The sequence below is a fragment of the Erythrobacter westpacificensis genome (genome assembly GCF_039542285.1).
In the GTDB taxonomy this organism is placed as follows: Bacteria; Pseudomonadota; Alphaproteobacteria; order Sphingomonadales; family Sphingomonadaceae; genus Alteraurantiacibacter; species Alteraurantiacibacter westpacificensis.
In genome coordinates, this window is sequence record NZ_BAABHV010000009.1 from 461,741 (window position 1) to 474,945 (window position 13,205).

Consider the following 13,205-nt stretch of genomic DNA (forward strand, 5'->3'; position numbering starts at 1 on the left):
CTTCGTTGTTTGCAAATCGTCGGTCACGAAAGCTTAGTGGACTTCGGCGCCCCAGCCGCCCCAGACGTAGACGGTGACGAACAGGAACAGCCAGACGACGTCGACGAAGTGCCAGTACCAGGCAGCGGCCTCGAAGCCGAAGTGCTGGCGCGGCGTGAAGTGCCCGAGGTAAGCACGGCGCAGGCAGACGATCAGGAAAATCGTCCCGATCAGAACGTGGAAGCCGTGGAAGCCCGTCGCCATGTAGAAGGCGCTGGAATAGTTGTTGCCACCAAAGCCGAACGGGGCAGCGGCATATTCGTACGCCTGGATCGCGCTGAACAGCACGCCGAGGCCGACGGTGAGCCAAAGACCCTTCTTCAGGCCATCACGGTCGCCGTTGATCAGGCAGTGGTGCGCCCACGTGACCGTGGTGCCCGAACACAACAGGATCAGCGTGTTGAGCAGCGGCAGGTCGAATGCGTCGAGCACCTCGATGCCGTCGGGAGGGAAGTTCGCCAGCATTGCGGCGCCTTCCTGGCCAACCACGCTCTGCCACAGGCCTTCGTCCACCATTTCGATGGGCGCCGGGAACAGGGCAAAGTCGAACCACGACCAGAACCAGCCGACGAAGAACATCACTTCGGACGCAATGAACAGGATCATGCCGTAACGCATGTGCAGCTGCACCACGGGCGTGTGATCCCCGCGCTGCGCTTCGTTCACGATCTTGGAGAACCAGCCGAAGAAGGTGGCGATCAGGCCGGCGATGCCGAGGCCCAGAACGATGCGCCACAGGCCTTCGGGAAATGCGCCTTCGTCAGCGTGCATGAACATCACCATGCCGGTGGTGAAAGTAAGCGCCGACATCGAGCCGACGAACGGCCAGATGTCAGGGTCTAGAATGTGATAATCGTGGTTCTTGGCACCGGCCATGATGTTGATCCTGATCCTTGGGTTTGATGCGCCTGTAATGCGTGGTTGCGTTCGGGTCCAGAGCCTAGCTGGGGTTCTCTTCGCCCGAATTCGGGCTCTGGTCCGCGCGGTGGAAAGTGTAGGACAAGGTGATCTGCTCCACCCCTTCCATGTTGTCGTCGTCCAGCGCGGCCGGATCGACGTAATAAAGCACCGGCATGCGAATTTCCTCGCCCGGCTGAAGCGTCTGCTCGGTGAAGCAGAAGCACTGGATCTTGTTGAAATATCGTCCGGCCTGCTCCGGCTCCACATTGAACGTAGCGGTGCCGGTAATGGGCTCGCTGGAATTGTTCTTCGCGGTGTAGAATGCCATGTCGCGCTGGCCGATGGCGACCCGGTCGGTCACCTGCACCGGCTTGAATTCCCATGGCATGTTGCGCGAGGTGTTGGCATCGAAGCGGATCGAGTAGGTCACTCCGCCCGCGCTGGCGCCAAGCCGCTCCGCCAGGGCAGCGTCGCTTTCGCTGGCAACCTGCGTGGTGCCTCCGAAGCCGGTGACCCGGCAGAACAGATCGTAGAGCGGGACGGCAGCATAACCCATGCCCAGCATGGCAAGTGCCATACCGAAGCCGAAGAACATCGTCCGCTTGTTGCGATCTTCAAGGGTCATAGTGGCCATATCAGTCACTCATCTGCACAATTGTGATCAGGTAGAACAACACGACGAAGCCGGCCAGGATCAGGCCGACCACGAGATTGCGCTGCTTGCGGCGGCGCTCGAATTCCTTCTTCTCTTCCGGCGTCATGCGAAGATCACCCGGTCTGCCACCAGCGCGCCGAACAAGGCGAACAGGTAAATGATCGAGTAGGCGAACAGCCGCTTTTCAACGCGCATCGTGTCGCCGTCCCCGCTGGTGCGCAGGCCCACCGGAACGGACAGGGCGAGGAAGGCCGCGGAAAGGGCGATGGCGGACAGGCCATAGGCGGCGCCGGTCCCGCCGATCACCCACGGCGTCACGCTGAGCGGCAGCAGCAGCGCGGAATAGGCAAGGATCTGGCGCCGGGTCGTCCGCTCTCCGCGAGCGACCGGCATCATCGGGATACCGGCTTCGGCGTAGTCGATCTTCACCCACAGCGCGAGGGCCCAGAAGTGCGGCGGAGTCCACATGAAGATGATGGCGAACAGCAGCAGCGGCATTGCCGTGATCTCGTTCGTCACCGCGATCCAGCCGATCAGCGGCGGGAAGGCTCCGGCAGCTCCGCCGATGACGATGTTTTGCGGCGTACTGGGTTTCAGCCACATGGTGTAGATCACCACGTAGAAGAATATGCTGAACGCCAGGACGGCGGCGGACAGCCAGTTGACCGCCAGCCCCATGATGACGACCGAGGTTCCCGACAGGAGGATGCCGAAGTCGCGTGCGTCCTCGCGCCGCATCTTGGCCAGCGGCAGCGGGCGGCGCGCGGTGCGCTTCATCTTGGCGTCGATATCGGCTTCCCACCACTGGTTCAGCGCCCCCGCCCCGCCAGCGGCGAGCGTGATGCACAGGATCGCGGTGAAGCCGATCACCGGATGGATGGTGCCGGGCGCTGCCAGCATTCCGCAAAGCGCGGTGAAGACGACAAGGCGCATCACCTTCGGCTTCGTCAGCGCGAAGAAGTCACGCCAGTCGGCGGGAAGCTGTGTCGCTAGAGGGGCTGCGGTTGTCGTCACGTTATCTGTCTCAAGCGAAGGGGGCGCCCCGTCTCCGGCGCGCCCCCTCCCGTTTTTCGTCAGGCGAGGAGCGCCGATCAGGCGGTCGCCGGTTTTTCACTGATGTGATCGTCGTGGCTGTGGTGGTCCTCGATCACGGGCAGCGTTTCGAACTGGTGGAACGGCGGCGGGCTGGAAAGGCTCCATTCCAGCGTCGTCGCGCCTTCGCCCCAGTAGTTGGCTTCCGGCTTCTTGCCGAAGAAGATCGCGTACAGGATGTTCACGAAGAAGATCACGATCGACACGGCCATGATCATGTAGCCGATGGTGGCGATCTCGTTCCAGTAGGCGAAGGCGGCGGTGTAATCCGGATAGCGACGCGCCATGCCCTGGAGACCCAGGAAGTGCATCGGGAAGAAGATCACGTTCACGCCGACGAAGAACACCCAGAAGTGGAGGTGCGCCAGGAACTCGGAGTGCCAGCGGCCGAACATCTTCGGGAACCAGTAGTACCAGCCCGCGAACATCGAGGTCACGGCACCCAGCGACAGCACGTAGTGGAAGTGCGCAACCACGTAGTAGGTGTCGTGCAGGTTGTCGTCCACGCCGCCGTTGGCCAGCACGACGCCGGTCACACCGCCCACGGTGAACAGGAAGATGAAGCCCATGGCCCAGACCATCGGCGACTTGAATTCCAGCGAGCCGCCCCACATCGTGGCGATCCAGCTGAAAATCTTGATGCCGGTGGGCACCGCGATGACCATGGTGGCGGCCGTGAAGTACATCTTCGTGTTCACGTCGAGGCCGACGGTATACATGTGGTGCGCCCACACGATGAAGCCGACCACGCCGATGGCGACCATGGCATAGGCCATGCCAAGGTAACCGAACACCGGCTTCTTGGAGAAGGTCGCCACGATCTGCGAGATCATGCCGAAGCCCGGCAGGATCATGATGTAAACTTCGGGGTGGCCGAAGAACCAGAACAGGTGCTGGTAGAGAACCGGGTCACCACCGCCCGACGGGTCGAAGAAGGTGGTGCCGAAGTTGCGGTCCGTCAGCAGCATGGTGATGGCGGCGGCCAGCACCGGCAGCGCCAGCAGCAGCAGGAATGCAGTGACCATCACCGACCACACGAACAGCGGCATCTTGTGCAGGGTCATGCCAGGCGCGCGCATGTTGAAGATGGTGGTGATGAAGTTGGTCGCGCCAAGGATCGAGCCGGCACCGGCAAGGTGCAGCGAGAAGATCGCGAAGTCGACCGCCGGGCCGACGGAACCGGAGGTGGAGAGCGGCGCATAGACCGTCCAGCCAACGCCGGCACCCATGCCGATGCCGCCAGGCACGAACATCGAGAACAGCAGCGACAGGAAGCCTGCCACGGTCAGCCAGAACGAGATGTTGTTCATGCGCGGGAAGGCCATGTCCGGCGCGCCGATCATCAGCGGCACGAACCAGTTGCCGAAACCGCCGATCATGGCCGGCATGACCATGAAGAACACCATGATGAGGCCGTGCGCGGTGATCAGCACGTTCCACATGTGGCCCTGCTGATCGAAGCTGGAGCCATCGCCGCCCAGCATGTCGACGAACATGCCCATGTACTGCAGGCCGGGAGCCGCCAGTTCGGCGCGCATCGCGCCGGAAATGGCACCGCCGATCACACCCGCAATAATCGCGAAGATGAGGTACAGCGTGCCGATGTCCTTGTGGTTGGTCGACATGAACCAGCGAGCGAAGAAACCCGGCTTGTGATCGGCATGATCGTGGGCGTGGTCTTCGTGGTGGGCGTCGAAACCTTCAGCGGTGGTGGCCATTTCTATGGAACCTTGTCTGCTATAATCGTCAGTTAAATCAAATACGAGAGAGCTTACGCTGCCTGTGCGGCGGCTTCGGCTTCCTCGGCAGCTTCGGTGTCACCGGCTTCGGCGGCATCCTCTGCGGATTGGGCATCTTCAGCGGCAGGCGCGGCGTTCTGCGCCTCGATCTGCGCGCGGGTCATGCCGCCCGGCTGCGTCTGCACCCAGGCGTTGAATTCGTCCAGCGGCCGCGCCTCGATGGCGATCGGCATGTAACCGTGGCGGGCCCCGCACAGCTCCATGCACTGGCCGTAGTAGATGCCGGGCTCGTTGATGGTGAGCATCTTCTCGTTGATGCGACCCGGAACGGCGTCCAGCTTGAACCACAGCGACGGGATGCCGAACGAATGGATCACGTCGGCACCGAAGGTCTGGATGCGCAGCGGCACGCCGACGGGCACGACCATGCGGTTGTCAACGGCCAGCTGGTGCGGCTCGCCAGACTCCAGCGCAGCTTCTTCGCTCAGCATGTTGGAGATGACTTCGAAACCGCCGTTGTCGACGTATTCGTAGCCCCAGTACCACTGGTAGCCATTGGTCTTGATCGTGATCGCGTCCTCGGGCGGCGACTGGTACTGGCGCGCCAGCAGCGTGATCGAAGGCACGGCGATGACCACCAGGATCAGCACGGGGATAACCGTCCAGATCACTTCGATCAGGGTGTTGTGGCTGGTCTTGGAAGGCACTGTGTTGGCGCGTTTGTTGTACTTGAGCACGACCCACAGCAGCAGAGCGAGAACAAACAGGCTGATCACGGTGATGATCGGCATCAGGATCGCGTCGTGCATCCACAGCGCGTACTCGCCGTTATCGGTAAACTGCGGCTGGAAAGTCATCGAACCGATCAGGTCTTCATCGGAACTGACCGGCTGGCCCTTGATCATTTCGGGGCCGTAGTATTCGAACGCCGGCGCTTCGGCAGCCGACTCCTCGACGGCGACAGCGTCCGGATCAACGGCGCCTTCCTGCGCCATGGCACCCTGCTGCAGGGCACCAAGCGAAAGGGCTGCCAACACGAAAAGTGCGAGGAAGTTTAGTTTCTTGCGGGCGAATGCGCCGAAATTCATGGTTTCAATGCTTTCCATTTTTCGTCCCGGGCACAAGTGCCCCCAGACCCCGACAGGGGCCGCCAACGCCGCGCCTATACGCGCGCTTGCCCCATGCCTCAAGCGCAACTAGGGACTTTTTTCCCAGACGCCTATCCGGACCTTGGTCCAAGGGTGCCCGATTACATGCGATTGCCGAAGCGAAAGGACTGGCCAGCACCATGACACAGGACGAGGTCCTCGATGAATTCCGCGCCAGCGGTGCCCTGCTGGAAGGGCATTTCAAGCTGTCCAGCGGGCGGCACAGCGGCCATTACCTGCAATGCGCGCGGGTACTGATGAACCCGCACCGCGCCGCGCGCCTGGCCGAGGCACTGGGCGAGAAGATCCCCGGCGAGATCCTCGATTCGCTTGATGCCGTGGTAAGCCCGGCGATGGGCGGCATCATAATCGGCCATGAAATGGGCCGCGCGCTGAATCTCGACGCCATGTTCCTCGAACGCCCCGACGGCGAGTTCCACCTGCGCCGCGGTTTCGCGCTGGAACCGGGTGCCAAGGTGCTGATGGTGGAGGACGTTGTCACCACCGGCCTCTCCAGCCGCGAGGCGATTGCCGCCGTGGCCCGCGAAGGCGGCGAAGTGCTGGCCGAAGTGGCGCTGGTCGACCGTTCGAACGGGTCGGTCGACCTCGGGGTGCCGTTCTTCCCGCTGATCGACATCGACTTCCCCACCTATGCGGAGGACGAAGTGCCCGCCGAACTTGCCGCCCTGCCCATCACCAAGCCGGGGAGCCGGAAGTGACTCTCGTCGCGCGGCTTCTTGCAGGAGCGCTCGGCTGCGCGATCCTCGGCGCTTGCGCGACGCCGGGGGACCGCCCCTTCGCCGAGCAGGATGCGGACCTACGCGGCTATGCCCGGCTGCTGGAAAGCGGTTTTACCGGCGATGCCGCCTTCGCGGTGCCCGGCAAGCCCGATACCATATATTACGGGGACAGCGCGCCCGAGGAAGCCGCGACCCGTACGATAGAGGGTTGGCCCTGGGCCTCCGTCACCAAGCAGGTGATCGCCGTGCTGGTCATGCGCGAAGTGGAGGACGGGCAGTTTTCCCTTGGCAGTGACGTCGGCACGTGGATTCGTCCGCTGCGTGGCCGTGGTCTCTCCGTGGAAGACCTTCTGCGCCATCGCAGCGACTTGCCCAACCCGGACGATTCGGCTCCCGGCGACGACGGCTTCCCCTCATTCTATACGAGCGAGGCCAATCCCCTCGCCTACTGCACGGGCCAGGGAGAAGCCCCGGCGGTAGGTGGCGGGGCATCCAACAATTGCGACTACATCGTGCTGGGCGCCGTGCTGGAAGCGGCGACCGGCACCAGCCTCGACCTGCTGCTGGCGCAGGGCATTGGCCTGGATGCCGGCTGGATCAACACCAGTTTCCTGGAGCCCGGCAGCGAGCGGGCTTTCGCCGCGCGCACGGATGCCGAGGCCAAGCGCATTGCGGGCTACGGAGCATCGGGTGCGCTGGTCGGGCCGCTGGACGATATCCTCGCATTCGACCAGGCACTGATGAGCGGCCGGTTGCTGAGCGACAGCGCACTGGCACGGCTATGGCAAAGCGATGCCGCATCGGGTTCGTTGGCGCTGGGTCAGTGGGTCTTCCAGGCTTCGCTAGACGGCTGCGACGCGCCCGTTCGCATCGTCGAGCGGCGCGGCGGCATCGGCAAGTTCCAGACTCGCAACATCATCCTTCCCGATCGCGGCATTGCCGTTGCGCTGGCGACCGATCAGGGGGATTTCGAGTTCGGCGAGGTCCGGACGGGCAGCGGCCCCATGCACGACGTGCTGTCCGAACTGGCCTGCCAAAGCGGCCGTTAAGTAGTCGGGCAACTGGAATTGCCCGTCCCGTTCGACTAGAGGCCCTGCCACCATGACCAAGCAACTCCGTCTCGGTGTAAACATCGACCACGTGGCCACCATCCGCAACGCGCGCGGCGGGGACCATCCCGATCCCGTGCGCGCGGCGGAAATCGTGGCGGCCTGCGGCGGCGACGGCATCACCGCGCACCTGCGCGAAGACCGCCGCCATATCCGCGACGAGGATCTCAAGCGCATCCAGGACGCGACCGATCTGCCGCTGAACCTGGAAATGGCCGCGACCGAAGAGATGCTCGCCATCGCGCTTGCCCACAAGCCGCACGCCGCCTGTATCGTGCCCGAAAAGCGCGAGGAGCGCACGACCGAAGGCGGCCTCGATGCTGCCGGCTTGCACAACCAACTCGCGCCGATCGTCTCGCGCCTGCAGGATGCGGGCATCCGCGTATCGCTGTTCATCGAGGCGTCGGAACGCCAGCTCGACGCCGCCCTGCGCCTCGGTGCGCCAGTGGTGGAATTCCACACCGGCGAATATGCCCATGCCGGGCTCGATGGCGACTCCGGCAGGGTCGAGAAGGAACTGAAGCGCATCGCCGACATGGCCGCGCTCGCCGCCAAGAACGGTATCGAGCCGCACGCGGGCCACGGCCTCACCTACGAGAACGTCCAGCCCATCGCCGCAATTCCGCAACTGGCGGAGCTCAACATCGGGCACTACCTGATCGGCGAGGCGATCTTCTGCGGACTGGAGCCTGCGGTGCTGAAAATGCGCGAACTGATGGATCACGCACGGTGAGGGGGACGCGGTGATCATCGGTCTCGGCTCCGACCTGTGCAACATCGAGCGCATCCAGAACTCGCTCGACCGCTGGGGCGAGCGTTTCAAGCAGCGCAGCTTCACCGACGTGGAAAATGCCAAGGCCGCGCGCCGTCCGCACACGCAGGCGGGCACCTATGCCAAGCGTTTTGCGGCCAAGGAGGCGTTCAGTAAGGCCGTGGGCACCGGCTTCAAGCGCGGCGTCTACATGAAGGATATCGGCGTGGTGAATGCACCTTCGGGTGCGCCCACCCTCGCCCTTACCGGCGGCGCGGCGGCGCGGCTGGAGGAAATGACGCCGCCGGGGCACACCGTTTCCATTCATGTCACCCTCACTGACGATCATCCATGGGCACAGGCCTTCGTGATCATCGAAGCCCATCCGAAAGCCTGATTGCCACCCGCATGAGCGACAAGAAGCCGAAGAAGCCGATCAACTGGTTCGCCGAAGTGCGCGGCCTTGCGCTGATGCTGCTGGCCGTGCTTGCGTTCCACACCTTCGTGGCGAAGCCGTTCTATATCCCCAGCGCCAGCATGGTGCCAAACCTGCTGGTGGGGGACAGGCTGGTGGTGAGCAAGTATCCCTACGGCTGGAGCTGGGTCTCCACCAGTTTCCACCTCGCCCCGCGCGGTGACTGGCGGATTGCGCCTGCCACGCCGGAGTACGGCGACATCGTGATCGCCGTGCCGCCATACCGAAACGAAGACTACATCAAGCGCGTCGTCGCCTTGCCGGGCGATACCATTGCGCTCGTTGATGGGCAGATCATCCTCAACGGCGAACCCGTGGCGCAGGACATGGAACCGCCCGTGCGGCTGCCGGTGGAGAACGACAACATCTGCGGCTACGGCACCGAATGCCTCTCGGTCTTCGCGCCCTATCTCGTCACGCTGGAGGACGGCACGCAGGTCTACGAGCCGCCCACCTACCGGGAAACACTTCCCAACGGGGCGAGTTACCTGATCATCGATCACATGGACCAGGCGCTCGACGACATGGCCGAAATCACCGTTCCCGATGGGCACGTATTCCTGATGGGCGACAACCGCGATCATTCGGCAGACAGCCGCGCGCCGGTGTTCGCCAGCGGCCTTGGTGGCCCCGTGCCGCTGGAAGACGTCGGCGGGCGCGCGGAATTCATCACCTTCTCGCTCGACGGGCAGGCCACGTGGAACCCGATAACATGGTTACAGGCCTTGCGCGGCGGCCGCGCGTGGACCAGTCTGCGCCCTGAAATCAGGGGAGAATAGGCGCCGTGGGCAAACCGGCTGGACCGAATGACGACGGCGCGATGGGTGCAAGCCCGACGCGCATATCCTCGCCGGAACTGCGGTTCGAGGCATGGCGCGCGCTGACCTGGACCACGGTGGTCGGGCTGGTGGTGCTGGCCGTCTACATCTCGCAAAGCCTGCTGGTGATTTTCGGCGCAATGGTATTCGCCTCGCTGGTGGACGGCGGGGCGCGGCTGCTGGGCCGGTGGCTGCCCATCGGCCGGCCCTGGCGGATCGCGCTGGTGCTGCTGGCCGCAGTCGGTTTCCTGGTCTGGCTGTCGATGTTCGCCGGGGCGCAGATATCCGAACAGGCCGCCGAATTTCCCACCATCGTGGAGGAACAGACCCGCACGATCTTCAGCTGGATGCGCGAACAGGGCTTCCAGATCAGCATGGACACCGTGCAGGCCATGGCCAGCCAGGCGGCCAGCGGTTTCGGCACCGTCACCCGCGCGCTCACCGGCCTGCTGGGCGGACTGACCACGCTACTGCTGATCGTCATCATCGGCATCTACGTCGCTGCCGAACCCCGCCTTTACGAGCGGGGCGTCGCCTGGATGTTGCCTAAGGGGCGGCGCGACCAGTTCTATCACACCGCCAGCCAGATGGGTTACACCATGCGCCGCCTGCTGTTCGGCAGGCTTGTGGGCATGGTGTTCGAGGGCTGCTTCACCTACGTCGCCCTGCTCGGATACGGGCTGGTGACGGGGGACGAGATTCCCATGGCGGCGCTGCTGGCCATCCTTACCGGCCTGCTGGCTTTCATTCCCAACATCGGCGCACTCATATCGGGCGGGCTGATGGTGCTGGTGGGCTTCTCGGGCGGCGCGCAGATGGGTATCTACACCATCGTCGTGTACCTGGCCGTGCAGAACATCGACGGCTACTTCGTCATTCCCATGATCGCCCGCAAGACGGTGGACCTGGCGCCTGCCCTGGTGCTGGCCATGCAGCTGATCATGGGCATCCTGTTCGGCATTCTCGGCCTGCTGTTCGCCGATCCCCTGCTCGCCATGATCAAGGTCGCGCTGGAAGAACGCGCCCGCGCCAAGGACGCGGAGGACAGCACCCTGCTGGATGAAGACGCACGGCAGACCGCCGATAACACCACCACCCTGGAGAACGATCCTGCGTAAGTTCCTCTATATTGTCGCCTTCCTGATCGTGCTGGCGATTGCCGTGCTGTTCGTGTTGCGAATCTACGCCGAAGAACTCACCGAGATGGCGCTCGTGCCCGATGTCGAATTCGTCGAGCAAGACCCGCTGGAGGCGAACGCCTACCAGGACCCGGCCATGTGGTTCAGCCGCCCCGGCAAGGGCGTGAACGATCCCGCGCGCTGGCAGCCTGCTTTCAGTGAGGAACTCTCCACCCAGCCTCCCCCGTCGGGACCCGCGGACAGCGGGGACACGCCGGACTTTGCCGTGTTCTTCGTCCACCCCACCAGTTTCCTCGAAAACGATGCCTGGAACGCGCCGCTCGATCACGAGGAATCGCAGACTCGCGCGCGCCTGATGGTGCGAGGCATGGCCAGCGCCTTCAATCGTGCAAGCGAGATATGGGCACCGCGCTACCGGCAGGCGACCTACGGCACTTTCCTCACCGATTCCCCCGAGGCCGGACGCGCGCTGGATGCCGCCTATGCCGATATCGAGCAGGCGTTCGATTTCTTCATCGACTCGGTGCCCGAAGGCACGCCTATCGTTCTCGCCGGGCACAGCCAGGGCGGCTACCACGTCGTACGCCTGCTGACCGAGAAGCTGAAAGGCACCCCGCTGATGGAGCGGCTGGCCGTCGCCTACCCGATCGGCATGCCGATCTCGCTGGAGACGGACCTGCCCGCCCTTGGCCTGCCTGCCTGCGCCAGCGGGCAGCAGGCCGGCTGCGTCGCAAGCTGGGCCAGCTTTGCCGAGCCTGCCGATCCAGGCCAGTACCTCCGGCTCTACAACGAAACGCCGGGGATCGACGGCGAGAGCCGAACGGACACGCCGATCCTGTGCGTTAACCCGCTGACCGGCTCTCTCGACGGCAGTGCCGATGCGGAGCGCAATCTCGGCACGCTGGTGCCCGAAGGCGACCTTTCGAACGGCGAACTGGTGGCAGGCGCAGTGCCCGCGCGGTGCGATCCGGAAAGCGGCATCCTGCTGATCGGTGATCCGCCCGAGCTTGGCCAGTACGTGCTGCCGGGCAACAACTACCACGTCTACGACATCCCGCTGTTCTGGCGGAACCTCCAGGCAGACGTCGTCAACCGGGTGCGCGCATGGCAGCCAGCCCAGCCCTCGTAACCGAAGACGCCGCCGAGTTCCGCAGCGCGCTGCCGCTGGGCGGTGTGCTGCTGGGGCTGGACCTTGGCACCAAGACCATCGGCACTGCGATCTGCGATGCCGGGTGGGCCTTTGCGACGGCGGGCAAGACCTTGCCCAAGGGCAAGTTCACCCGCGACCGCGCCGCCTTGCAGGAGCTGTGCGAGACGCGCTCTGCGGCGGGCATCGTCATCGGCCTGCCGCTGAACATGGATGGCAGCGCCGGACCGCGCGCGCAGGCCAGCCGCGCCTTCGCCCGCAACCTCGCCAGCGCGCAGAACGGCCTCGGCCTGCCCGTGCTGCTGTGGGACGAGCGCTGGTCCACCACGGCGGCGGAGCGCGACATGATTGCGCAGGACACCAGCCGCCGCAAACGTGCCGAGCGGATCGACAGCCACGCTGCCGCCGTCATCCTGCAAGGCGCGATAGACCGGTTGGCGGGCGGCATTCTCTAGCAGACGGTCGCGAGTCCGACTTTTCGGAACAACCACGCCCCGCGTCCGGTTGGTTTCATGCAAACCTGTCCGAAACGCGGAGGAAACCGTGAGAATCCTGCTCCTTGGCACCGTTGCGCTCGCCCCTGTCCTGCCCGTTTCCGCTCTCGCCCAGGAAGCCGATCCGACACCCGAAACAGAGCCACCCGCTCCGGTTGTCCTGCCAGAAGACGAAGCCCCGCAAGACAGCGATCGCGTTTCGGTCAGTATCGGTTCGGGCATCGTCACCGAATACATCTCGCGCGGCGTGATGTTTGCAGAGGAAGTGAGCTTTCAGCCGAGTGTTACCGTGTCGCTCGACGTGGCGGATGATGACGGGGGGCTGGTCACCGATGCCAGTGTGTTTGCCGGCAGCTGGGCGAGCATCAAGCTTGGATCGGTGCCGCCCGGCCCCGCCGGACGCCTCACCCGCTTTTACGAAACCGACCTCTACGCCGGCGCTTCCGTTCAACTCGCCGATAGGTGGAACGTTTCGGCCACTTACTACCGCTATGAATCGCTTGGCGATTCCTTCGAAGGATACAACGATCTCGAAATGATCGTCGGGTATGACGATTCCGGGCTATGGGATGGCCTGCCGCTGGACAATTTCAGCCTGTCTCCCTCGTTAAGACTGGTGCAGGAGGCGGGACGGCCTGGGCGAAAGGACGCCCTCTATGTCCAGCCATCGCTGACACCGTCCTTCGATGCGAACATAGGCGGCGCGCCGATCAACGTGGCCGTGCCGGTGATGATCGGCCTGTCGGACGAATATTATGACGGGGTCGACGGCGGCAAGGAAACCTTGGGCTTCTTTCGCACTGGCCTGCTTTTCTCCGGGCAACCCGCGCCAGACAGCCTGCCCGGACTGACGCTGAGCGGTGGTGTCGATCTCTGGATCCCCAACAGCGACGTTTCCAGCGGCATCGACCAGTACGATGTAGTCGGCCGGATCGGCATTAGCTGGAGCCTGTGAGAGA

At 64.0% G+C, this 13,205-nt stretch carries 15 protein-coding genes; 9 read left to right on the forward strand and 6 right to left on the reverse strand.

Going from position 1 to position 13,205, the window contains the following annotated elements; all coding sequences use genetic code 11:
* Positions 1-33 precede the first annotated feature (33 nt).
* The 6 genes from ABFX23_RS07000 to coxB form a co-directional block, all read right to left on the reverse strand.
* A complete protein-coding gene (locus ABFX23_RS07000; RefSeq protein WP_346032370.1) occupies positions 34-915 on the reverse strand; it encodes a cytochrome c oxidase subunit 3 in 882 nt (293 codons plus the stop codon).
* Positions 916-979: 64 nt separating this feature from the next.
* Entirely contained in the window at positions 980-1,573 is a 594-nt protein-coding gene (locus ABFX23_RS07005) for a cytochrome c oxidase assembly protein (protein ID WP_346032371.1), read from the reverse strand.
* A gap of 1 nt (position 1,574) precedes the next feature.
* Positions 1,575-1,700: a hypothetical protein gene (locus ABFX23_RS07010; RefSeq protein ID WP_346032372.1), complete on the reverse strand. Its 126-nt coding sequence runs from the start codon at positions 1,698-1,700 to the stop codon at positions 1,575-1,577.
* Positions 1,697-2,608 carry a heme o synthase gene (locus ABFX23_RS07015; RefSeq protein ID WP_346032373.1) on the reverse strand — a complete coding sequence of 304 codons (912 nt, stop codon included), beginning with the start codon at positions 2,606-2,608 and terminating at the stop codon, positions 1,697-1,699. Before ABFX23_RS07015 ends, ABFX23_RS07010 begins: the two co-directional genes overlap by 4 nt.
* A gap of 77 nt (positions 2,609-2,685) precedes the next feature.
* Positions 2,686-4,404: a cytochrome c oxidase subunit I gene (ctaD, locus tag ABFX23_RS07020; protein ID WP_346032374.1), complete on the reverse strand. Its 1,719-nt coding sequence runs from the start codon at positions 4,402-4,404 to the stop codon at positions 2,686-2,688.
* 53 nt (positions 4,405-4,457) lie between these two features.
* Positions 4,458-5,531: a cytochrome c oxidase subunit II gene (gene coxB, locus ABFX23_RS07025; RefSeq protein ID WP_346032375.1), complete on the reverse strand. Its 1,074-nt coding sequence runs from the start codon at positions 5,529-5,531 to the stop codon at positions 4,458-4,460.
* A gap of 182 nt (positions 5,532-5,713) precedes the next feature.
* Between coxB and pyrE the strand changes: the two genes are divergently transcribed.
* The 9 genes from pyrE (at position 5,714) to ABFX23_RS07070 (ending at position 13,201) form a co-directional block, all read left to right on the forward strand.
* Positions 5,714-6,292: an orotate phosphoribosyltransferase gene (gene pyrE / locus ABFX23_RS07030; protein WP_346032376.1), complete on the forward strand. Its 579-nt coding sequence runs from the start codon at positions 5,714-5,716 to the stop codon at positions 6,290-6,292.
* Positions 6,289-7,362 (forward strand): serine hydrolase domain-containing protein, encoded by a 1,074-nt coding sequence (locus ABFX23_RS07035; RefSeq protein WP_346032377.1) that lies wholly within the window; start codon positions 6,289-6,291, stop codon positions 7,360-7,362. Before pyrE ends, ABFX23_RS07035 begins: the two co-directional genes overlap by 4 nt.
* A gap of 52 nt (positions 7,363-7,414) precedes the next feature.
* A complete protein-coding gene (locus ABFX23_RS07040) occupies positions 7,415-8,155 on the forward strand; it encodes a pyridoxine 5'-phosphate synthase (RefSeq protein WP_346032378.1) in 741 nt (246 codons plus the stop codon).
* A gap of 10 nt (positions 8,156-8,165) precedes the next feature.
* Complete coding sequence (gene acpS / locus ABFX23_RS07045) at positions 8,166-8,570, forward strand: holo-ACP synthase (protein ID WP_120078022.1); 405 nt, start codon at positions 8,166-8,168, stop codon at positions 8,568-8,570.
* Between the two features lie 11 nt (positions 8,571-8,581).
* A complete protein-coding gene (gene lepB, locus ABFX23_RS07050) occupies positions 8,582-9,427 on the forward strand; it encodes a signal peptidase I (protein WP_346032379.1) in 846 nt (281 codons plus the stop codon).
* A 5-nt stretch (positions 9,428-9,432) separates the two neighbouring features.
* Positions 9,433-10,584: an AI-2E family transporter gene (locus tag ABFX23_RS07055; protein ID WP_346032380.1), complete on the forward strand. Its 1,152-nt coding sequence runs from the start codon at positions 9,433-9,435 to the stop codon at positions 10,582-10,584.
* Positions 10,526-11,734 (forward strand): DUF3089 domain-containing protein, encoded by a 1,209-nt coding sequence (locus ABFX23_RS07060; RefSeq protein ID WP_346032381.1) that lies wholly within the window; start codon positions 10,526-10,528, stop codon positions 11,732-11,734. Before ABFX23_RS07055 ends, ABFX23_RS07060 begins: the two co-directional genes overlap by 59 nt.
* Positions 11,710-12,207 carry a Holliday junction resolvase RuvX gene (gene ruvX, locus ABFX23_RS07065; RefSeq protein WP_346032382.1) on the forward strand — a complete coding sequence of 166 codons (498 nt, stop codon included), beginning with the start codon at positions 11,710-11,712 and terminating at the stop codon, positions 12,205-12,207. Before ABFX23_RS07060 ends, ruvX begins: the two co-directional genes overlap by 25 nt.
* Positions 12,208-12,295: 88 nt before the next feature.
* Positions 12,296-13,201 carry a TorF family putative porin gene (locus ABFX23_RS07070; protein ID WP_346032383.1) on the forward strand — a complete coding sequence of 302 codons (906 nt, stop codon included), beginning with the start codon at positions 12,296-12,298 and terminating at the stop codon, positions 13,199-13,201.
* Positions 13,202-13,205 lie beyond the last annotated feature (4 nt).